The organism is Flavobacterium sp., assembly GCF_036741995.1.
Classification (GTDB): Bacteria; Bacteroidota; Bacteroidia; order Flavobacteriales; family Flavobacteriaceae; genus Flavobacterium.
This window is the reverse complement of sequence record NZ_DAINRG010000021.1, coordinates 12,945-35,520: the sequence shown is the minus strand read 5'-3', so window position 1 is coordinate 35,520 and position 22,576 is coordinate 12,945. Positions and strand designations below refer to the sequence as shown.

Below are 22,576 nucleotides of genomic sequence, written 5' to 3'. Positions count from 1 at the left end.
GTATAATAAAAAATGTTACAGTTTGAATTAAAAAAAGTTAAAACTTCCCGGCAAATTCCGCTAACGTTACCGTCTTAAGCTGATTGCTGACCGTCTGATTCAAATCTTCATACAAGTTGTTCAGATGGGTATTGATATTTTTCCCAACAGGACACTCTGGGTTGGGCTGATTTTTCGAAAATCCTAAGGAAGCTTTATCAAAAGTAATTTTCAAAATGGCTTCCAATGTAATTTCTGCTGGTGATTTGACCAATCTGGTTCCTCCGTTCTTGCCTTCTTTACTCTCTACTAAGTTATGCTTTCTCAGATTGGCAATCTCCTTGCGAACCAAGACAGGATTTATGCTGATGCTGCTGGCAATATATTCAGAAGCCAAATACTCCTCCGGAAACTTGGCAAGCAAAGTCAGTATGTGGGTAGTAATAGCAAATTTACCTGAAATCATAACTGTAATAAAATATATTGCAAATATAAAACAAAAAGCTATTGCAACCCTAACCGAAAAGAATAAAATTTTGTTAAAAATAAAAGTCACGCTTCTCGCGTAGGGAAGGACTTTTTTGCAAGAACACTTTTAAGAAACCTTTCACGTTACATTTTCGTCTTTTAGTTTTTTTTGCCGTTCCTTTGCAAAATAATTTACGACTTCGAATGGATAACATTCTACTGATTTTTCTCTGTTTGTTAATTGGATTGGGTTTACAACGCGTCGCCGCTTTTCCCAAAAACGGACACCTAGCACTCAACCAGTTTATTATTTATGTGGCACTGCCGGCTTTGGCGCTGTATTATATTCCCAAAATTTCAATATCAACCAACTTATTGTATCCGTTAGGAATTGCCTGGATTGGCTTTATATTGTCGTTTCTGTTTTTCTTTTTTATCGGAAAAAAATTAGGGTGGTCCCGAAGATTAATAGGCTGCTTAATCATCACAGCCGGTTTGGGAAATACTTCTTTCGTTGGTTTTCCAATCATTCAGGCATTGTACGGAGAAGAAGGTTTAAAAACCGCCATCATAGTAGATCAGCCGGGTTCGTTTGTAGTGATGGCCACTTTTGGAATTATTACCGCCGCCATTTTTGCCAAAGGCAAACCAAGTTCCAAAGAAATACTGCTCAAAATTTTATTGTTTCCGCCTTTTATTGCGTTTGTATTGGCAGGAGCCATGAATGTTTTGAAATATGACTTCAACGACCATTTACAAACTGTTTTTCAAAAGCTGGGCGCCACGGTAACTCCGGTCGCTTTAGTGTCGGTAGGCTTGCAATTAAAAGTGGAAAAAAGAAGCCAGCACTGGAAATTTCTGCGGCTGGGTTTATTATTTAAACTAATGATTACCCCCTTGTTTTTCTTTCTTTTCTATAAAATTTTACTGAAAGGCAAAGGGCTCGACGTAGATGTTTCCATTATGGAATCAGCCATGGCACCCATGATAACCGGAACCATCTTAGCTTCCAATTACGGATTAAAACCCAAACTGAGCAGTATGATGGTGGGCATTGGAATCCCGTTATCTTTCCTGACGCTAATCATTTGGTACTTCATTCTAAATACATTTTAAATGGAAACGATTGTCAATACTTCATCCAAACGAAAAGATCTGGCCGAAAAAACGGTGTATTCCATCCTGTTCTCGATCAGTTTTGCACATTTGTTGAACGATTTGATTCAGGCTGTAATTCCCTCAATATATCCCATTCTAAAGCAGAATTACAATCTCTCCTTTTCCCAAATCGGATTAATTACCTTTGCTTTTCAACTGACAGCTTCTTTGTTCCAGCCATTTGTGGGCTATTATACTGACAAATACCCAAAACCGTTTTCACAGATTTACGGCATGCTGTTTTCGATGGCTGGCGTAATCTCTATTGCTTTTGCTAATAATTTCTACTGGATAGTAGGCTCAGTAATGCTCATCGGAACCGGTTCTTCCATTTTTCATCCGGAGTCGGCCCGAATTTCTAACATGGCTTCCGGCGGCAGACGCGGGTTGGCACAAGCCATTTTTCAGGTGGGTGGTAATTTTGGTACCGCTTTAGGCCCTTTGTTAGTAGCTTTAATTGTAGTGCCCAATAGCCAAAAATACCTGCTTTGGTTTGTTTTGGCGGCAGCCATCGCTATCGGAATCATTTCTAAAATTGCCTTTTGGTACCGCGACCATTTGATTCACCGCCAACAGAAAAAAGTAGTCTTTGCCGATTTCCAACGACTCACCAAAAGCAAAGTAAAATGGGCCATCGCCATCCTGCTGGTTGTTATTTTCTCCAAGTTTTTCTACTCGGCGAGTTTGTCAACCTATTACACGTTTTATGTCATTGATAAATTTCATCTGACCATCAAACAAGCGCAATTTCACATGTTTATCTACCTTTTTGCTTACGCTGCCGGAACAATACTCGGCGGTCCGTTAGGCGATAAAATCGGAAGAAAATACGTGATTTGGTTATCCGTTTTCGGCGCAGCTCCGTTTGCTTTGTTATTGCCTTACGTAAACTTGTTTTGGACCGACGTTTTAATGATCATTATCGGAATGATTATTTCCTCAGCTTTCCCGGCAATATTGGTTTATGCCCAGGAATTGCTGCCCAGAAAACTCGGCATGATTTCCGGTTTGTTTTATGGTTTTGCTTTTGGGATGGGCGCTTTAGGTTCGGCATTCCTTGGTAAATTGGCCGATTTCACTTCCATTCAATACGTGTATCATGTGTGTTCTTATCTGCCATTGATTGGAATTATCTGTTATTTTCTTCCCAATTTGAAAAAGAGATAGCAGCGAAAGGTTCAGGCTTTATTAGGCAACTGTTTTCCCGCTTTCCATTACAATCTCTTCGAGGATTTCCATTGCAATCGGGGCTAAAAAGGATTTGTCTTTTTCTTTTGTAATCAGTACATTTACTTCTCAATTTTTACAAAATGTCACTCAATCCCGAAATAATTCAAAAACTCACCGCCATTGTTGGCGAATCTTATATTTTTACGGATATCGCCACCCGCAATCATTACGGTCACGACGAAACCGAAGACTATGTTTTTCCGCCAGGCGTTGTCGTAAAACCTGCCAATTCCAAAGAAATTGCAGCCATCTTAAAAGTGGCCAACGATTATAAAATTCCAACGACTCCCATCGGTGCCCGAACCGGTTTAAGCGGAGGAGCTTTATCCATTTACGAAGGCATCGGATTATCAACCGAACGCCTGAATAGAATCATTGAAATCGATGAGCAAAATCTGCAAGTAACTGTGGAGCCAGCCGTCATCAACCAAGTATTGCGCGAAGCCGTTGCTGAAAAAGGGCTGTTCTATCCGGTCGATCCCAGCAGTATGGGCAGTTGCTGGATAGGAGGGAACATAGCCGAAAATGCCGGTGGTGCCAGAGCTTTAAAATACGGCGTAACCAAAGATTATGTGTTGAACCTGGAAGTAGTTTTGCCCAACGGAGAAATCATTTGGACTGGAGCCAACACACTGAAAAATTCTACAGGCTATAATTTGACACAATTAATGGTCGGAAGTGAAGGAACACTGGGGGTCATCACCAAAGCGGTTCTAAAACTTTTGCCCAAAAATAATCACAACGTTTTAATGTTGGTGCCGTTTTATAAAGCCAACGAAGCCTGCGAAGCCGTTTCAGCCATTTTCCGAGCCGGTATTACGCCAAGTGCTTTAGAATTTATGGAGCGCGACGCTATCGATTGGACACTCCGATTTGTAGAAGGCATTAGCGTAACCATCAAACCGGAACATCAGGCGCATTTGCTGATTGAAGTGGATGGCAATTATCCGGAGATTTTAATGCAGGAAGCTGAGAAAATTTTATCCGTGGTTGAACAATTTGAAATAGATGAAGTTTTATTCGCCGATACCGAAGACCAAAAAAATGCACTTTGGAAAATGCGTCGCTCCGTGGCAGAAGCCGTAAAATCGAATTCGATTTACAAAGAAGAGGATACTGTGGTGCCACGTTATATGTTGCCCGAATTGTTAAACGGCATCAAAGCTATTGGGAACAAATACGGTTTCAAATCAGTTTGTTACGGCCATGCCGGTGATGGTAATCTGCACGTGAACATTATCAAAGGGGAAATGACCGATGACAATTGGAAAACCCAAGTACCGCTGGGCATCCGCGAAATTTTTAAACTGACGGTTTCGTTAAAAGGAACGCTGTCAGGCGAACACGGCATTGGTTTTGTGCAAAAGAACTTTATGGATATAGCTTTCACCCGAACCCATTTAGAATTAATGGAAAGCATCAAACGTGTTTTTGACCCTAACAACATTTTAAATCCCGGGAAGATTTTTCCTGATGAATTATAAAAGAAAAGTCCCGATAGCTCGGGACTTTTTTAATCTCTTTTTGGAGTTTGTTTCTTTTGTCTTTTTTCATCTTTCTTTTCTTTTGCGGTCTTCAGAGGTTCTTTTTTAGCCGCTTTCTGTACGTCTTTTCCTTTTGCCATGATATAATTTTTTGGTTGATTTTAAAATAGTAAAGTAAAGATAAAGAATATTTTGGTTACAATCCCAATTCTTTCCTAACGCTTTCATCAATTAATAACTCAAAAGAAGCTAACTGATTGGCATCATCCAAGTTGAAGAATTTCCATTCCCCATGGGTAGTTTCATCCATCACAGCAACAAATTTGGATTGTTTCTTTACGTTAAAACTGTTACGGTTGGGTTCAAAAGTGACGTCTTTGGTTTTGTTGATTTCCTGTAACCAAATCTTTTTGTCAGCCGCTTCATCAGTGGTTAATTTTTTCTCAAAAAAGTAGCGCAACGGATTACGGCAGCTAATCACACAAAACGATTGGTTTCCGATTTTCTTTATTTTAGGAGTGATAAACGGAACGGTTTGTACTTGATAACGCAAACGGTATTCTTCGTTTTCATAAAATTGATCCAGCTTCTCCAGCAGTACATCTTTGCCAATAGTTTCCACCATTTTCGGATAGGAGAGCGCAACGATGCCTTCAAAATCCATTAGATAATTGGCTTCGTAGAGTTGTTTTGTAGCGGAAAGCAGTTGCACCGCATTTTGCGAAAAGCTACTGGATGCTATAAGAAAGAAGACCAGGGAAAAGAATTTTGTTCTCATAATTAAAACATTTAGTCAAATATAAAAAAATCCCCAGCAGCTTACACCGATGGGGATAATTAAAAATGCCGCAGTTAGGAACTATTTCTTAGCGACTATGTCAATAACGACAGTTCGGTTATAGAAACGTTCTTCCGGAAATTTGTTTTCAAAAGGCGACAGGTTTTCATCTTCCCCATCTCCATGAATTTCAAAGGTTACATTGCTAGTGCCGGCATTAGCCAAACTTTTTACTAAAATACTTTTTACATCATTGGCTCGGGCCAATGATAAATTTTTGTTATAATCGGTTTCACCAATGATATCCGTATGCCCTGTGATGATAACAGTGGCACCATTCTGAATTTTAGGGGTTACGATATCGGTTAAGTATTTGTCATATATAGCAATCGATTTGGATTCATTGAATTCATACAACACACTAAAACGAATGCTTTCCTGAATTATAGGAGCCGTGTAAGGCACCACGTGAACGGTAGTTTCTTTGGTAAGGGTTTGGCCATCAGCGGTGGTACCGGTTAGTGTTACTTTGTAATCGCCTTCGGGCTGGTTGCCCAAGATGGTTTTGACCGGAATACTGGCTTTGGGTTGTGTATAAGGGCCATAGTTTTTGCTTTTGCCTTTAGAGTCTTTTAAAGTAACAGACCAAGAGGTGAAAGTCTCTTTTGAACCCGATGTATCAAAAACTACGGCATCACTATTGGCCTGTTGTTCCATAGAAATGATTTCGATGGGTTTCAATGGCGCATCCGGACCACTTTGAAATTCCATCAGCAAAGCCGGTGAGGCACTTTCAATAGAAACTCTTCTATCCCCTTCTCTCAGTAAGGCCAATTCTTGTGTCCCACCGGGCTGCTCTGAGGCAATTACCGGTTTTACTCTTCCTTCAATGGCAATTCGGTTGCCATTAATACTGAAAACGGTGACCAAATACGTCTTAATAGACTGCGCCATAGCACGACCATCATCAGCACCTTCGTTAGAAGAACCCACCAAAGTAATAGTACTAGCAGGGTTTTTACCCATACGATCGCCAAGAATATTCAGGATGTTATAATACACTATCATCTGACGTTCTGATCGGCCTGACATGTTTTGAGGCGTATCAAATGAAATATGATCTTCTTTAAAATTGGCTACTTCATTTTTGTTTAACAAAATATAACGGTTAGAAATTTCAGAAGAACCGGCATCAAAAAACACATAATTACGTATGGGAAATACCTCTCTTACTTTTCGTGTTGTAGTTTCATGAGTAGGAGCAGTCACTGTAAGTTGGGCTTCACCCGCAACCGGAGTGTTTACAGGGTGCCCTTGACCAAATTTCAGGATGACACCAGCTCTCAAAGTTGATACATTCCAAGTCTCGGTAGAGCGTGGATTTTGACCTAAGTAAGGTTGGTAAGCCACAAAAGGGGATACCACCCATTGGGTTTTAGCTGTTTCAGAGTTGATTGGAATATCATACCCCATCCCAATTTGCATCGAAAGGATAGTATTTTTTACCTCACTAAAATCACCTTTAACAGCCGGGTTGGCAGCTTGCAATGGGAAATTAGGATTGGTGCCCAATTGGTATTCAAAAGATTTTGACTGATTGAACGCTATTCTTGGGCCGCCATACAAGTAAAAGTTACCTTTAAAAGGCTCAAACCGCAAACTTGGTTCTATAGTGATATAGCTCAATTTCGTATTCAAATCAGCAGGACAATCACAAGGCGTAGTCACTTGATTGAACTTTCCGCTTCTACTGTCGTATCCGGCTTGTAACATAAAACCAAATCGGGAATCCGCAGGATGGTATTCTAGGACTGGAGCCAAATACAATCCGACTCCAAATCCGTTATGGAAGGCCGTAGGCGATGTGAAATCAACATTCAATTGCTGAGTGGAACCTCTATAAAAATTAAAGTTGGTGCCAGCTGCCGCGCCAAACCACCAAGAGGGTTTGCTATAGGGTGTTTCTTGTGCCTTAACTGAACTTACTCCGAATGCTAAAACCAAAGCAATAATGATTTTTAGCTTGTTGACCCTCATGTACTGAGTTGTCATGGTTGTTATATTGTTATTTTTCATAATGGTATGTTTATAAATCCCTCCATCAGAAGGGATTCTATTTAGTTTAAAGAATATATGTGTTTAATTAAGGTACGTTTACGGTAGTGTTGACCATAGTGACGGATGCTATAAGCGACAGTGCTCTTCCGTTTAATACGGTTTGGACAGCATTTCCGGCTGTGGAGAACGTCACTCCTGAGTTGGCAATAATGGTTCCTACCATCACACCACCACCGGCAGCATTAATCGTGGCAGCACTTCCCACATACCAAAAGACATTTTTAGGCAGTGCTCCATTGATAAGGATAACACTTTTGGCTCCGGTTGGTCCAGCTATTCCAACAGTCAAGCCTGAAGCGGATTGGAAAACCCAAACAGCATTTGGGTCGCCTTGCGCATCCAACGTTAGGTTTCCGTTACTGATATTAAACGAACCACTGGCTGATTTATATATACCGGGTGCTAGAGTTAATCCTCCTAATTCACCAGCTCCAGGATCTGTTCCGCCCGGCATGGAAGCGGGAGAAATACTTAAATAAGCAGCATTGGCATCGGCCAAGCCTTGTGTGGCAATAGCAAATGAAGTTGCTGTACCCGGTGCAGGAGGTGCTGTGTAGATGGCTCCGGTTACAAATCCTTTGTTCAATGGCGTTTCCGTATAAATAGCGGTAGCATCATGAAAACCGGTAACCAGAGTTGAAGCTGCCGTTGTGGAAATACTTCCATTGTTAATAACCGTGTTCAATCCCTGATTGGTAACCCCGGCGTTTCCGCCAAAGGCTCCAAACATGGCTGCTGTTCCTAAGTTAGGCGCTATCGAATTATTTAAAGTCGTGAAACTCCATACATACTCATTAGCCAAAGCTATTCCGGCAACATTTTTTGCTGTCGTGCTTATGGTTGTGGTGTAAGTAGTATTTTCTAAAAGAGGATTAGTGGGAGTAAATGAAGCTGTATTCCCAAGATAAGTCACATTTCCGGATACGGTATTGGTTCCTTGTTTTAGTGTAAAGCTTGTTGGTATGGTTAACGGATTCATCGTCATGTCAAATGTTGCGGTAATTACTTTATTAAGGAGTACTCCATTTTCATTTGGTGTAGGGCTTGTTGAAATTACCTTAGGAGCAATAGCGGTACCGGTTGTAAAGTTCCAAACATAATCAGCGTTAATGGGAGTTCCTGCGGTGTTTTTAGCACCTGTTGTAATGGTGGCTGTATAAATTGTATTAGCAGTCAGATTCCCATTTGGTGTAAAAAAAGCTTTGTTTCCGGTATAAGTCACTACACCGGATATAGCAGTTGTTCCTTGTTTTAAAGTGAAGGAAGTAGTGTTGATAGTCAACGGATTCATAGGCATATTGAACGAAGCACTGGATACTTTATTCAACGCAACATTGGTTTCGTCACTGGCCGGACTTGTGGCTGTAACTCGGGGTTGTAAGGTAGTGCCGGTAGTAAATGTCCATATATAATCTTGCTGAAGGGCATTTCCGTTTACATCTTTGACGGCTGTAGTAATCTTACCAACATAAGTAGTATTAGGAGTCAGATTAAAGGCAGGGGTGAAGGTTGCGGTGGTTCCCAAATAGGATATTGTTCCAGCAACAGTGGTTGCGCCAACAATAGTAAAAGAAGTCAAATCTATCGTGTTTGGATTCATCGCTTCATTGAAGGTTGCCGTGATGATTTGATTTAATGGAACACTGGTAGCGCCATCCATAGGATTGGTTGCTGTAACAGTAGGGCATACGCCAACAGTTTCCTGAAAATCATCTTTGGCACAACTGGTAATCAAAGTAACCATAGCTATAGCTAAAGCGACTAGTAGGTTTTTTTGTCTCATTTTTGTTTTAAATTAATGACAAAGGTGGTTTTTTACCAGCAAGATATTGTTACATAACTATTCTGCAGAGTTGTAAAATTCACGCCGTTTTCTGAAATGAGAAAATGAAAAATCCCCAACAGCTTTACCTATTGGGGATTGTGTTGTGTTCAACGGATTTTAATTTACAGCTCTTCCAACTGAATCCGTTTTTTGTATTGTTTGATTTCTTTGAAATAGGTCGGCGTCAGTCCGGTCACTTTTTTAAATTGATTTGACAAATGCGAAACACTACTGTATTCCATCAAATGACTTATCTCGGTAAGTGATAATTCATCGTACAAAAGCAATTCTTTCACACGCTCTATTTTATTCAGAATAATATAATTAACGATAGTAGTTCCGGTAACTTCTGAAAAAAGATTTGCCAAATGCGTATAATTATAGTCTAATTCCTTACTCAGATATTCTGAAAAATTGACTTTAGGATATTTTTCGGAGTAATGGACCAGTTCTACAATGACGTTTTTGGTTCTTTCGATGAGCATTGATTTTTTATCATCCATCAATTCCAATCCTTTTTTTAATAAGGCTTTACGAAGTGATTCCCTATCCTCAGCATGAATGTTTTTTTTAAGGGTGACTTCACCCAAATCAATAGTGAAGTGCTCTATATCTAATTTGTCTAATTCCTCTTTAACCGCCATTTTACAACGAAGCGAAACCATGTATTTAATGTGTATTTTCAAGATTAATGAGTTTTGCGTTATAAAAAAAGACCTTTTGCAATCCAATAGTTTTTCGGATTCCGATTTTCGTAAAGGTACTCTATTTGACGGCGCAAAAGTAATTTACTTCGCAACGCTTTCTTTGCATATTTCTAAGTCGCATTTATATATTTCACAGTTTTTTGATAAGAGTAAAAAAAATCCCCAGCAGCTTACACCGTTGGGGATTTATAGTATGGTTACAATCTGCAAACTGCGACTGTCACTGTCAACTATTCATGCACCAAAACCCATTCGCCTGAAGCAATCATGCTTTCGGCTTTTTTGTATTTCATGGTTTCAGTTTTGCCACTCATTACGTGTTTAATAGTCACGTTATCGTTGCGGTTGATTTTCGGAGCATCTCTTACGATGGTTTCGGTAACTGCCGGTCTTTGTTGCGTTTGTCCTGCTTCACGATTGCGGGCAGCCAACTCATCAGAGTTTAGCACTTCGTCTTTGCTTTCGATATAGTTTTCTTTTTGACGTACTTCTCGGGCTTCCTGTATGTTGTTATTTTGTTGTGGCAAATCGCCTTTAAACAGGAACGAAATAACTTCTTTGTTTACACCATCCAACATGGTTCTGAACAAGTTGAAGGCTTCCAATTTGTAAATCAATAAAGGATCTTTTTGTTCGTGAACGGCCAACTGTACCGATGTTTTTAATTCGTCCATTTTGCGCAAATGCTTTTTCCAGGCTTCGTCAACAATGGCTAAGGTGATATTTTTTTCAAAATCAGCTACCAATTGTGCTCCGTGGGTATCAAAAGCTTTTTTCAAATCGGTAACCACATTCAACGTTTTAATACCATCCGAAAACGGCACGATGATGCGCTCAAATTTGTTGCCTTCTTTTTGATAAACATCAGCAATGATTGGCAAAGCTTCGCGGGCACTTCTTTCGGTTTTCTCTGTATAATAAGCCAATGCCGCTTTATAGACTTTACCCGTAATTTCGATTTCGGAAGATTTGTCAAACTCATTTTGAGTAACCGGCGAGGTGATAGAGAAGTAACGAATCAATTCAAACTCAAAGTTTTTGAAATCGTTATGAGCTTTGTTTTCCCCCACGATTAACTCGCAAGTATCATACATCATGTTGGCAATATCCAGTTTCAAACGCTCTCCGTGCAAGGCATGACGACGACGTTTGTAAACCACTTCTCTTTGGGCATTCATCACGTCATCATATTCTAACAAACGTTTACGGGTACCAAAGTTGTTCTCTTCTACTTTTTTCTGAGCGCGCTCAATAGATTTGGTCATCATCGAATGCTGAATTACTTCGCCTTCTTTCAATCCCATTCTGTCCATGATTTTCGCTACTCTTTCCGAACCGAACAAACGCATCAGATTATCTTCCAAAGACACATAAAACTGTGAACTTCCCGGATCTCCCTGACGACCGGCACGACCACGCAACTGACGGTCGACACGACGCGAATCGTGACGTTCCGTACCGATGATGGCTAAACCTCCGGCAGCTTTTACTTCCGGTGTTAACTTGATGTCGGTTCCACGACCGGCCATATTGGTAGCGATAGTTACTACACCCGGTTTTCCGGCTTCGGCAACGATATCGGCTTCCTTTTTGTGCATCTTAGCGTTCAATACGTTGTGTGCTACACCACGAATTTTCAGCATTCGGCTTAATAATTCTGAAATCTCTACCGAAGTAGTACCAATCAATACTGGTCTTCCCGATTGCGATAATTGGGTTACATCTTCGATAACGGCATTGAATTTTTCACGAACCGAACGGTAAATCAAATCTTCTTTATCGTGACGCGACATGCCTCTGTTGGTTGGAATTTCCACCACGTCTAATTTGTAGATTTCCCAAAGCTCACCGGCTTCTGTAACGGCTGTTCCCGTCATACCGGCCAATTTGCTGTACATACGGAAATAATTCTGTAATGTAATCGTAGCAAAAGTTTGGGTAGCGGCTTCAATGGTTACTTGCTCTTTGGCTTCAATGGCTTGGTGCAATCCGTCAGAATAACGACGACCGTCCATGATACGCCCCGTTTGCTCATCTACAATCAAAATCTTGTTGTCCATGATAACGTATTCTACGTCTTTTTCAAACAAGGTGTAGGCTTTTAGCAACTGCGTCAGCGTGTGAATTCTTTCCGATTTGATTCCGAAATCCTGGAATAGTTTTTCTTTGGCTTCGGCTTCTTTGTCTTTGTCCAAGTTTTGTTTTTCGATGTTGGCAATCTCCGTTCCGATATCCGGTAACACAAAGAAATTGGCATCGGTATCCTGAGAAAGGAATTTGATTCCGTTATCCGATAATTCCACTTGGTTATTTTTCTCTTCGATTACAAAATACAAAGCTTCGTCTACTTCCGGCATTTTGCGGTTGTTGTCCGACATGTATTCGTTTTCGGTTTTTTGCAATAATTGTTTAACGCCTTCTTCACTCAGGAATTTGATAAGGGCTTTGTTTTTTGGCAACGCTCGGTAAGCTCTCAACAATTGGAAACCGGCCTCTTTCATGTTGCCTTCTTTGAACAAACGCTTAGCTTCTGTTAAGAATCCATTGGCCAACTGGCGTTGTAAATTGTATAGGTTTTCGATTTTTGGTTTCAATTCATTAAATTCGTGACGGTCACCATCAGGAACTGGTCCTGAGATAATCAACGGTGTTCTAGCATCGTCAATCAATACCGAATCCACCTCGTCCACAATGGCGTAGTTGTGTTTTCTTTGTACCAAATCTTCCGGCGAATGCGCCATGTTATCACGCAGGTAATCAAAACCGAATTCGTTATTGGTTCCGTATGTAATATCCGCTTCATACGCTTTTCTACGGGCGTCAGAGTTTGGCGAGTGGTTATCAATACAATCTACGGTAATTCCGTGGAATTCGAATAAAGGTGCTTTCCACGTGCTGTCACGTTTGGCCAAATAGTCATTCACGGTTACAAGGTGAACACCGTTTCCGGTCAACGCATTTAAATAGAGTGGAAGCGTAGCTACCAAAGTTTTTCCTTCCCCGGTTTGCATCTCGGCAATTTTACCTTCGTGCAACACGATACCACCAATCAACTGCACGTCGTAGTGAATCATGTCCCAAGTGATTTCTTTTCCGGCAGCATTCCAGGAATTGGCCCAATGCGCTTTGTCACCCTCTAAAGTAATATACGATTTATCAGCCGAAAGTTCTCTGTCTTTGGCTGTAGCCGAAACGGTAATGGAAGTGTTTTCTTTGAAACGACGGGCCGTTTCTTTCACCACAGCAAAAGCATCGGGAAGAATTTCCAGTAATACTTTTTCCGAGATTTCATAAGCTTCTTTTTCTAAAGCGTCAATGGCATTATAAATATCTTCTCTTTGGTCAATATCGGCAGTATTTTCAGCTTCAATTTTTTTGGCTTCAATCTCGGCATCCTGTTTGGCGCGGGCTTGTTTTATTTTTTCTTTGAATTCCGCTGTTTTAGCTCGTAACTCGTCATGAGAAAGGGCGGCTAATACAGGTTCTAAAGCTTTTATTTTGGTGATATAAGGTTGCGTAGCTTTGACATCTTTTTGAGATTTGTCGCCTACAAAAGCTTTGATAATGCTATTAATGAAACTCATAATGGGTTTGTATTTTATATTTTAAAAGGTGTGCAAATTTAAATAAAAAAAAAGCCCGAAATGGACTTTTTTCTGTTGTGTTTGTTTATTTTTTTAATATTCATCCTCGTTCCAAAGGTAATCTTCGTCAGTGGGATAATCGGGCCAAATCTCTTCCATTGATTCGTAGATTTCACCTTCGTCTTCTATCGATTGCAAATTTTCCACTACTTCTAGCGGAGCTCCTGTTCGTATAGCATAGTCGATAAGTTCATCTTTGGTAGCTGGCCAAGGCGCATCGCTTAAATACGATGCCAATTCTAATGTCCAATACATCTTCTGTCGATTTTAGTTTATGCAAAAATAAATTTAATACTGAAAAAGTCAAGTTTTTTTTGATTTATTTTTAAATATGTTTAAGAACGTGTTTTTAGTGGTCAGCCTCAGTCTCAGTTTACAGTAACTGAACACAGAATACTAGGACTGCTTACTTCCGCGGAATCCATTTCACTTCCTCCGCCTGAAGGTCAAAGGACAACTTCCGTGCCAAGACAAAAAGGTAGTCAGAAAGTCGGTTCAGGTACTTGATAACTTGTTCATCCGTAGGTTCTAATTCGTGTAAATGTACCGCTAAGCGCTCGGCTCTGCGGCAGACACAGCGGGCAATGTGACAATATGACACGGTGGTATGACCGCCTGGCAAGACAAAGTGTGTCATAGGAGGCAAAGCGGTTTCCATTAAATCAATTTCGTTTTCCAGTAAAGTGATATCTTCTTCCGAAATGCGGTTGATGTTTAAGCGAGGTTGGCCGTTTTTGAGAATTTCTTTTTCGGGCGGTGTGGCTAAGATAGCACCCACGGTAAATAATCGGTCCTGCACTTCAATCAAAACGTTTTTGTATAGTTGATGGATGTCCTGGTCGCGAATTAAACCGATATGCGAATTGAGTTCGTCAACGGTGCCGTAGCTTTCGATGCGAATATGGTGTTTTGGGACGCGGGTGCCGCCGAATAGTGCGGTGGTTCCTTTGTCGCCGGTTTTGGTGTAGACTTTCATGGTTGTGAGATGCTAAGGTACTAAGGCGCTAAGGTACTGAGATTTTTTGGCGTTGACAAGAAGGCAAATAGATTACTCACTAGCCCTGATGGGAGTGGCACCTTGTAGAACGGACAGCAGGAAAATGGATTACTGATAAAGCCCGAGCCTTTCGCTTCTTATTTTATAAATGGCCTTCATTTGGATTATCGCTTTCAATCAGGCCGTCGCGCAAACGGATGATTCTGTGGGCGTATTTGGCGATATCTTCTTCGTGTGTTACCAAAATCACGGTGTTGCCATTTTTGTGGATGTCGTTGAACAGGTTCATGATTTCAACTGAAGTTTTACTGTCGAGATTTCCTGTGGGTTCATCGGCCAGGATGATGGAAGGCTTGTTGACCAAAGCTCGGGCAATGGCTACACGCTGGCGTTGACCGCCGGAAAGCTGGTTGGGCTGGTGATCCATTCGGTCAGCCAGATTAACTTGAGTCAAAACTTCGGTGGCACGCTCGTTTCTTTCGGATTTGGAATGTCCGGCGTATATCATAGGTAAGGCGACATTGTCTAAGGCAGTGGTTCTTGGCAAAAGATTAAAAGTTTGAAACACGAACCCAATTTCTTTGTTGCGGATTTCGGCTAAATCGTCATCGTGCATTTGGCTGACGTCTTTGCTGTTCAGGATATAACTTCCCGAAGTGGGCGTATCCAGACAACCCAGAAGGTTCATCAAAGTAGATTTTCCGGAACCGGATGGCCCCATCAGTGCTACATATTCGCCTTTGTTGATTTGTAAATCGATGCCTTTTAAGACGTTGATGGTTTCATTTCCGAGTTGGAAATCGCGTTTGATATTGGTGATGTTGATTAATGGATTTGCCATTGAGTACCTCAAATTTAGTTTTCAAATAGGTAGTAAATATAGCGATATTGTTACAAAGCTGTGTTAGAATTTTAAATCAAGGAATTATGCAACTATTAAAAAGAATTGTGTAATGCATTAGCCTGTTATTGAGATTAATTTTACCCTAACATTAAAACCTTAAAACAATGAAAAAAAGAATACTACAATACGGAATGCTTTGTGGATTATTAATTACGGTAATCTCTTGTAAAAATAAAGAAAAAGAAGTGGCAGATGAAAAAATTGCTTCTTTGGAAACCTATATTGATTCCTTAGAAGAAGTGAAAACTTCGGATGCTGAAGCCAATTGGGATAAAATTTCGGTTGAATTTGACAGAAAAAATAAAGAATCTAATGAAGCCATTTCAGCCTTGGGAGATGATATGAAAGCCGCAAATCAAGCGCGAATAGATTCTATAAATGCCAGATATGTTGTGATTAAAACGTCAGTGGAAGCTACGAAAACCCCGATAAAAGTAGTGGTCAATCCGAATCAAAAACTTAGAAACATGTTTTTTGGTGTAGATAAAATTGGAGAAGATATGAACTTTTCCTGGGTAAATAAAGACAACATTTTAGATACCTATCAAAAATTCTTTGACTCGTACAAAGCCAATAAAGGGGATTTTTCAAGAGAAGATTATGACGAAGTTAAATTGATTTACGAAGCGTTAGACAGTCGAAAAAATACAGTTGAAAAAGAAGGTTTATCGTCAAGTGATAATACTAAGATAGCCTCTATCAAATTTAAGTTTGCTCCAATGTTCAAGATAAACCGAATAGGAGCAAAAGCAAGAGAAAATGAAGAAGCAAAAGAATAATTTTTGAATTGGTTTGTTAATTCGAGAAGTGGTAATCAGGGATGGTTACCACTTTTTTTATGTCCGAATTACAAAATGTTCTTTGGGTTGCTCTTTGCGGAAAAACACTAATCCCCATTGAAACGTATCAATCGTGACGGTAACTTTCGGATGGTTTTTAATAATTTTCCAAGCCGTTTCCATGTCTTGTGACCAATGGATGTCGTCAAAAATCCAGACGGTTTCGTTGGTAATGGTTGGTAGTAATAAGTTGAAATAAGCTAAAGTGGCTTCTTTGGAATGGTTGCCGTCGAAGTAAATGAGTTTCCAGTCACAGTTTCCAGTCACAGTTTTCAGATAATTTGAAAATTCAGTTGTAACTGAAGTTATGTTTTTGAAATCAAATTCCTGAAATTGATTTTTGGCTACAGCCAAAGTGTTTTCACATCCTTCCAATGTCGTGATTGTTGCTTTCGCATTTCCCAACGAAAGAGCAGCAGTCGCTAATCCCAATGAAGTTCCAATTTCTAAGACATTTTCGGGTTGGAAATAATTTGTGATTCTGAACAGTAATTCGGCTCTTTTGTTTGAAATTCCGGCTGTTTTGGCGATTTGACGGATGGCTCGGGTATTGCTTTTAAACACCTTGGAACCGGCACCAAAATCAGTGACTTCAATAGTATTTTTGTTGGCTAAAAGTAATTTTCTGTAGTTTTTCAGAATTTCATAGTCAGCATATTTTTTCTTGTCATAAAAACATTTGGTCACCAAATTAAACACAAATGGCGAATGCACTCCGTGTTCGTTTTTGGAGTTCCAGAGGAATTTACTATATGCTTTTATTATACTCACAGTTTTCAGTCACAGTCACAGTTTTCAGTCTGTTAACTGAGACTGAGACTGAGAACTTTTTTAATTACTCCATTTTTGACGAAAGCTCAAACCAGCGCTCTTCTTTTTGCTCTAATTTATTGATGATGGCTTGCAGTTCGTTGGCTTTTTTGGTGATGTCGGCATCGGCTACTTTACCTTCGGCGAATTGGTTTTCGATTTGCTTTTTCTCATATTCCAAGTCTTTGATTTCGCGTTCCAATTTGCTGAATTCCTTTTGCTCGTTGAAATTCAAGCCCGAAGTCGTTGGGTTGTTTTGTTTCCAATTCACTTTTTCGGTAGAAACGCTCGATAAGTTTTTGGGTTCCGCCGAATCTTCATACGCCCGGAAATCAGAATAATTTCCCGGGAAATCTTCAATCTGTCCTTCGCCTCTAAAAATGAATAAGTGATCCACAATTTTATCCATAAAATAACGATCGTGCGAAACCACCAATAAACAGCCAGGATAATCCAAAAGGAAACTTTCTAATACGTTCAACGTCACGATATCCAAGTCATTCGTAGGCTCATCTAGGATTAAAAAGTTCGGGTTCTGGATTAAAACCGTACATAAATACAATCGCTTTAACTCGCCACCACTTAGTTTTTCTACAAAATCGTATTGTTTTTTGGCATCAAATAAAAAGCGTTCCAACAATTGCGAAGCCGAAATGATTTTTCCTTTTGTCAGCGGAATGTATTCGCCATATTCTTTAATGATGTCAATGACTTTCTGTCCCGGTTTTGGGTTGATGCCGCTTTGTGTATAGTAACCTACTTTAATGGTATCGCCAATTACCACTTTCCCGGCATCAGGAACCATAGTTTTGGTTAGGATATTTAGGAAAGTCGATTTTCCGGTTCCGTTTTTACCGATGATACCAATGCGTTCTCCGCGTTGAAAATCATAAGTAAAATTGTCCAAGATGGTTTTGTCTTTGAATTTTTTGTAGAGTTTGTGTAGCTCAATAATCTTGCTGCCCATGCGCTCCATATTGATTTCCAACTCGACTACGTTTTCTTTTCTTCGACTTTCGGCTTTTTCTTTAATCACATAAAAATCATCTTGGCGCGATTTTGATTTGGTGGTTCTCGCTTTCGGTTGGCGGCGCATCCAGGCCAATTCTTTGACGAAAAGGTTTTGTGCTTTGTCAATCGAGGAGTTTTCCATGGCAATGCGCTCTTCTTTTTTCTGCAAATAATAAGAGTAATTACCTTTGTATTGGTATAATTTTCCGTTGTCCAATTCGATAATTTCGTTGCAAACGCGCTCCAAAAAGAAACGGTCGTGCGTTACCATAAACAGCGTAATATTTTCTTTGGCAAAATAACTTTCGAGCCATTCAATCATTTCCAAATCCAAGTGATTCGTCGGCTCATCCAAAATCAACAAATCCGGGCGATTAATCAGAATAATGGCTAATGATAATCGTTTCTTTTGTCCACCAGACAAACTTTTCACTTTCAGTTTTAAGTCGTCCAGTTTTAGTTTGGACAGAATTTGTTTGAACTGCGTTTCAAAATCCCAAGCATTGTAGCGATCCATTTCGTCAAAGGCTAATTGGTATTTTTCCTCGTCTTCCGGGTTTTCCAAGGCTTTTTCATAGCGTTCAATGACATGAAGAATTTCGTTATCCGAGGCAAAAACACTTTCCTCAATCGTCAATTCATCCTGTAAATTATTTTTTTGGGAAAGAAAGGCCATTTTTAATCCTTTTCTAAGTACCACCTGACCGGTATCGGGCTCGTCTTCGCCATTGATAATGTTCATGATACAGGTTTTTCCGGAACCGTTTTTGGCAATGAAGGCAATTTTTTGGTCTTTGTTGATGCCAAACGAAAGGTTAGCAAACAAGGTTCTTTCGCCAAAGGATTTCGATATATTTTCTACTGAAAGGTAATTCACGGGTGACAATTTTTTGCAAAAGTAGATTATATTTGTCAAATGCAACTATCGGTCATCATCCTTAATTATAATGTACGCTACTTTTTGGAGCTCTGTGTGTTGAGTGTGCAAAAAGCCATTCAAAACCTGGAGGCCGAGATTATCGTCATCGATAACAATTCTTCGGATGACAGCTGCGCGATGATGCAACAGCGTTTTCCAAATGTAAAACTGATTCAGAATGCAGCCAATTCCGGTTTTCCTAAAGGCAATAATATAGGCGTGGCTGAAGCCAAAGGCGAATACATTTGCATTTTAAATCCCGACACCGTGGTGGCTGAAGATACTTTTGAAAAGGTTCTGGCTTTCGCCAAAAAACAAACCAATTTAGGTATTGTGGGCTGCAAACTCATTGACGGAACCGGTAATTTTCTGCCCGAATGCAAGCGTGGCATTCCGACACCTTGGGTGGCTTTTACCAAAATTTTTGGCTTGTATAAATTCTTTCCGAATGCCTCTTTGTTCAATAAATATTACGCGCAGCATTTATCGGAAAACCAAACCGGAAAAGTGGAAATTCTCGTCGGCGCTTTTATGGTGATGCAGCGCGAATTGTATACGGATTTAGGCGGATTTGACGAAAAGTGTTTTATGTATTCGGATGATATTGACTTGAGTTATATGGCATTGCAAAATGGAAAATCGAATTACTATTTCCACGAAACGACCGTCATTCATTATAAAGGAGAAAGCACCGTGAAAGACGGAACGTATATGAAACGCTTTCAGGAAGCGATGAATTTCTTCTATAAAAAACATTTCAAAGTGTCGGTTTTCTTTTCGTTGTTTATGAAAATCGGAATTGTATTCTTCTCGTTTGTAAAAATGTTTCAGGGAAAATCAAAACCAAAATCACAACCCAATAGCTATATACTGATTTCAGAAGACGAAGCCCTTTGGGAAAAATTGCAACAAAAACTCCAAAAAAATATAGCAAGAGCACTTTTGGAAAACGGAAAAATAGTATTTTCGCAAACGTTTTCGAAAGACAAAAAGGTTGAGATTATTTTGGACTTAAACTACTTAAGTTTTAAAAATGCCATCACTTTTTTGGAAGAAAACAAAAACAACTCGTTTACCTTTAAACTGTTACCCATAGCCAGCGATTTTATCATTGGCAGTAACAGCAGTAGCGACAGAGGTGAAGTAATTAATTTGTAGAAAAACACGAAAATCGCTTTTTCTTTTATTAATTTTGCAAGCGAAATAACAAAACACAACTTTAGTTTACACATATGGCAAAGTTTGAATTAAAATTACCGAAAATGGGCGAAAGCGTTGCCGAAGCAACGATTACCAATTGGTTAAAAAACGTAGGTGAAAAAATAGACGCCGATGAAGCCGTTTTGGAAATCGCTACCGATAAAGTAGATAGCGAAGTACCCAGCGAAGTTTCAGGAGTGTTAGCCGAAATTTTATTTCAGGTAAATGATGTGGTAAAAGTGGGTCAAACCATTGCCATTATTGAAACCGAAGGGGGTGCTGTAGAAGCTCCGAAAGCAGAAACTGTTGCCGCTCCAGTTGCAGAAGTAACTAAAACTATTGAGGTAGCTGCTGCCACTGCTGCTCCGGCCGATTTCAAATCGTCAGATAAATTTTTCTCTCCTTTAGTGAAAAACATTGCTACAGCAGAAGGTATTTCGATTGCTGAATTGGAAAACATTGCCGGTTCAGGAAAAGATGGTCGTGTTACTAAAGAAGACATTTTAAATTATATCAAGACTAGAGGTAGTCAACCAGCGGTTGCGGCTCCGGTTGCAACTCCACAACCTGTTGCTTCAGCACCAGTAGCTGCACAAGCCGTTCCGGTTTCGGTAAATGGTGGTGACGAAATTGTAGAAATGGACAGAATGCGCAAGCTGATTTCCGGTTACATGGTAGCTTCGGTACAAACCTCGGCACACGTACAATCGTTCATTGAAGTGGATGTGACCAACATTGTAAAATGGAGAGACCGCGTGAAAAATGCTTTTGAAAAGAGAGAAGGAGAGAAGTTGACTTTCACTCCAATCTTCATGGAAGCAGTAGCGAAAGCCTTAAAGGATTTCCCAGGCATGAACATTTCTGTGGATGGCGATTTTATTATCAAAAGAAAAAATATCAACTTGGGAATGGCTGCTGCCTTACCAAACGGAAACCTTATAGTTCCGGTTATTAAAAATGCAGACCAATTAAACCTTGTTGGCATGGCGAAAGCCGTAAACGATTTAGGAAACCGCGCCAAAGCCGGCAAACTAAAACCAGACGATACGCAAGGCGGAACCTATACGGTTACGAATGTGGGAACTTTTGGTTCTGTTTTCGGAACGCCAATCATCAACCAGCCACAAGTGGGAATCTTAGCCTTAGGAGCCATCAGAAAAGTACCTGCGGTGATTGAAACTCCGGAAGGCGATTTTATCGGAATCCGTCAAAAAATGTTCCTGTCGCACAGTTATGACCACAGAGTGGTTGACGGGGCACTCGGCGGAAGCTTCGTAAAACGAGTAGCCGATTATCTGGAGGCTTTTGATGTAAACAGAGAATATTAAAAAATAAAAACCCCGATTATTCCTCGGGGTTTTCTATTATATCACCGTTGATGGTAAGGGTTGCTTTGTCAACAAACCGGCATTCTCCTTTCTTGAAAACGGTATTGTTGGCCAAAATTACTTCATAAGTGTAAACTCCTTTGGGCAATTCAAAAAAGTATTCTTTACTGTCTTTCTGAATAACGAGTTCTTTCCGAATTTCATCGCCGTCTTCCGTTTGACGGGTAATGATGAAGGTGATTTTGTCGGTCAGTTTGTTTTTAACGCAGACACTTTCTACTATAGTGCTGTTTGCTTTTTCGGGCTTATCCGAAGTAAAAATTGTGATTAAACCACCAAATAAGAGTTCGCCACCGCGAATTAGGTTTATAGTGTCCGATTGGGCGACCGCCATTGTGGGCAATACTAAAAGTACTACCAATACCGATTTCAATTTCTTTGGGGCTTTGTTGTTTGCGATTGGATTCATAATAAAACAGTTTTAAAAAGTTAGCGTAGCCGTTTTGCATAATGAATCTTTTTTAAGAAATTGATAGTGTAAAGTTGGAACACCTTATGGGAAATTCCTAAAACAACACTTTTATATTTCAGAACATATCTTTTAAATTTTAAAAGTTTTATTATCGCAACAAAACAAAATAACAGTACTTATCACACAATAAAGTTTTAATAATCACGTTATTACTGTTAAGTGTTTCCTGCTGTGGCACTTCAATCTCTAACCAATTTTAAAACACCTAACCATGACCACCGGAATCAAAATTCGCCATCTCAGAGAGAAAAAAAGATTGTCCCAAGAAGAATTGGCACATCTCGTTGGAGTCAGTCAGGTAACTATTGGCAATTGGGAACAAGGAAAAAGCATCAAACACGAGTACATCAAAAAACTGGCCGATGCACTTGAGATACAAATGGATTATTTACTGGAAGAAGGGAAAAGCAATTCTGTAGTACACTACAATCCGGAAACCGCACATTCCGATAAAAGTTTTGAAATCATCATCAAAGCGCCGAATAATTTTTTTGAAGATTTGAACCGGAAAATGGACTTTATCATCAATAAATTTGATAAACCAAAATAATTATAAAATTCAAATAGTTTTAAATCAGCCCTTTCCTATATTGAAAGGGTTTTTGTGTAAAAAAAGACAAAACTTTTAAAATAATCGATAAACGG

General features: G+C 39.8%; 19 protein-coding genes. 7 read left to right on the top strand and 12 right to left on the bottom strand.

The annotated features are described in order from the left end of the window. Positions 1 to 37: 37 nt before the first annotated feature. The gene (locus tag V7D82_RS08100; protein ID WP_333600472.1) at positions 38 to 445 is read right to left on the bottom strand and encodes an Rrf2 family transcriptional regulator; all 408 of its coding nucleotides are present in this window, start codon (positions 443 to 445) and stop codon (positions 38 to 40) included. Between the two features lie 206 nt (positions 446 to 651). On the opposite strand from V7D82_RS08100, the gene V7D82_RS08095 reads away from it, so the two are divergent. The 3 genes from V7D82_RS08095 (at position 652) to V7D82_RS08085 (ending at position 4,319) form a co-directional block, all read left to right on the top strand. Continuing rightward, positions 652 to 1,563: an AEC family transporter gene (locus tag V7D82_RS08095; RefSeq protein ID WP_333600471.1), complete on the top strand. Its 912-nt coding sequence runs from the start codon at positions 652 to 654 to the stop codon at positions 1,561 to 1,563. Next, positions 1,564 to 2,772, top strand: coding sequence for an MFS transporter (locus V7D82_RS08090; RefSeq protein ID WP_333600470.1), 1,209 nt, complete (start codon positions 1,564 to 1,566; stop codon positions 2,770 to 2,772). It abuts the gene before it with no gap. A gap of 143 nt (positions 2,773 to 2,915) precedes the next feature. Further along, complete coding sequence (locus tag V7D82_RS08085; RefSeq protein ID WP_333600469.1) at positions 2,916 to 4,319, top strand: FAD-binding oxidoreductase; 1,404 nt, start codon at positions 2,916 to 2,918, stop codon at positions 4,317 to 4,319. A gap of 196 nt (positions 4,320 to 4,515) precedes the next feature. Here the strand turns inward: V7D82_RS08085 and V7D82_RS08080 are convergent, their stop codons facing one another. The 8 genes from V7D82_RS08080 to V7D82_RS08045 form a co-directional block, all read right to left on the bottom strand. Beyond that, positions 4,516 to 5,097: a hypothetical protein gene (locus V7D82_RS08080; protein ID WP_333600468.1), complete on the bottom strand. Its 582-nt coding sequence runs from the start codon at positions 5,095 to 5,097 to the stop codon at positions 4,516 to 4,518. A gap of 81 nt (positions 5,098 to 5,178) precedes the next feature. Next, a complete protein-coding gene (locus tag V7D82_RS08075) occupies positions 5,179 to 7,173 on the bottom strand; it encodes an OmpA family protein (protein WP_333600467.1) in 1,995 nt (664 codons plus the stop codon). A 67-nt stretch (positions 7,174 to 7,240) separates the two neighbouring features. Beyond that, positions 7,241 to 8,998, bottom strand: coding sequence for an Ig-like domain-containing protein (locus tag V7D82_RS08070; protein WP_333600466.1), 1,758 nt, complete (start codon positions 8,996 to 8,998; stop codon positions 7,241 to 7,243). A gap of 164 nt (positions 8,999 to 9,162) precedes the next feature. After that, positions 9,163 to 9,726 carry a helix-turn-helix domain-containing protein gene (locus V7D82_RS08065; protein WP_333600465.1) on the bottom strand — a complete coding sequence of 188 codons (564 nt, stop codon included), beginning with the start codon at positions 9,724 to 9,726 and terminating at the stop codon, positions 9,163 to 9,165. 251 nt (positions 9,727 to 9,977) lie between these two features. Then, positions 9,978 to 13,331: a preprotein translocase subunit SecA gene (secA, locus tag V7D82_RS08060; RefSeq protein WP_333600464.1), complete on the bottom strand. Its 3,354-nt coding sequence runs from the start codon at positions 13,329 to 13,331 to the stop codon at positions 9,978 to 9,980. Between the two features lie 93 nt (positions 13,332 to 13,424). Continuing rightward, positions 13,425 to 13,646, bottom strand: a complete 222-nt coding sequence (locus V7D82_RS08055) for a DUF2795 domain-containing protein (RefSeq protein WP_002986941.1) — start codon at positions 13,644 to 13,646, stop codon at positions 13,425 to 13,427. A gap of 151 nt (positions 13,647 to 13,797) precedes the next feature. Continuing rightward, positions 13,798 to 14,367, bottom strand: coding sequence for a cob(I)yrinic acid a,c-diamide adenosyltransferase (locus V7D82_RS08050; protein WP_333600463.1), 570 nt, complete (start codon positions 14,365 to 14,367; stop codon positions 13,798 to 13,800). A 163-nt stretch (positions 14,368 to 14,530) separates the two neighbouring features. Next, positions 14,531 to 15,229 carry an ABC transporter ATP-binding protein gene (locus tag V7D82_RS08045; protein WP_333600462.1) on the bottom strand — a complete coding sequence of 233 codons (699 nt, stop codon included), beginning with the start codon at positions 15,227 to 15,229 and terminating at the stop codon, positions 14,531 to 14,533. 167 nt (positions 15,230 to 15,396) lie between these two features. Between V7D82_RS08045 and V7D82_RS08040 the strand changes: the two genes are divergently transcribed. Beyond that, positions 15,397 to 16,071 (top strand): hypothetical protein, encoded by a 675-nt coding sequence (locus V7D82_RS08040; protein WP_333600461.1) that lies wholly within the window; start codon positions 15,397 to 15,399, stop codon positions 16,069 to 16,071. Positions 16,072 to 16,128: 57 nt separating this feature from the next. Here V7D82_RS08040 and V7D82_RS08035 read toward each other — a convergent pair whose 3' ends face one another. Beyond that, positions 16,129 to 16,902 carry an O-methyltransferase gene (locus V7D82_RS08035; RefSeq protein ID WP_333600460.1) on the bottom strand — a complete coding sequence of 258 codons (774 nt, stop codon included), beginning with the start codon at positions 16,900 to 16,902 and terminating at the stop codon, positions 16,129 to 16,131. Between the two features lie 64 nt (positions 16,903 to 16,966). Continuing rightward, the gene (locus V7D82_RS08030; RefSeq protein ID WP_333600459.1) at positions 16,967 to 18,829 is read right to left on the bottom strand and encodes an ABC-F family ATP-binding cassette domain-containing protein; all 1,863 of its coding nucleotides are present in this window, start codon (positions 18,827 to 18,829) and stop codon (positions 16,967 to 16,969) included. 39 nt (positions 18,830 to 18,868) lie between these two features. Here V7D82_RS08030 and V7D82_RS08025 point away from each other — a divergent pair, with 39 nt between their 5' ends. Together V7D82_RS08025 and V7D82_RS08020 are read left to right on the top strand one after the other, a co-directional pair. Continuing rightward, the gene (locus V7D82_RS08025; protein WP_333600458.1) at positions 18,869 to 20,029 is read left to right on the top strand and encodes a glycosyltransferase family 2 protein; all 1,161 of its coding nucleotides are present in this window, start codon (positions 18,869 to 18,871) and stop codon (positions 20,027 to 20,029) included. 74 nt (positions 20,030 to 20,103) lie between these two features. Continuing rightward, positions 20,104 to 21,399 (top strand): dihydrolipoamide acetyltransferase family protein, encoded by a 1,296-nt coding sequence (locus tag V7D82_RS08020; protein ID WP_333600457.1) that lies wholly within the window; start codon positions 20,104 to 20,106, stop codon positions 21,397 to 21,399. A 16-nt stretch (positions 21,400 to 21,415) separates the two neighbouring features. On the opposite strand, the gene V7D82_RS08015 is transcribed toward V7D82_RS08020, so the two are convergent. Beyond that, positions 21,416 to 21,868, bottom strand: a complete 453-nt coding sequence (locus V7D82_RS08015) for a hypothetical protein (protein WP_333600456.1) — start codon at positions 21,866 to 21,868, stop codon at positions 21,416 to 21,418. Positions 21,869 to 22,142: 274 nt separating this feature from the next. On the opposite strand from V7D82_RS08015, the gene V7D82_RS08010 reads away from it, so the two are divergent. Next, a complete protein-coding gene (locus tag V7D82_RS08010) occupies positions 22,143 to 22,481 on the top strand; it encodes a helix-turn-helix domain-containing protein (protein ID WP_333600455.1) in 339 nt (112 codons plus the stop codon). Positions 22,482 to 22,576 lie beyond the last annotated feature (95 nt).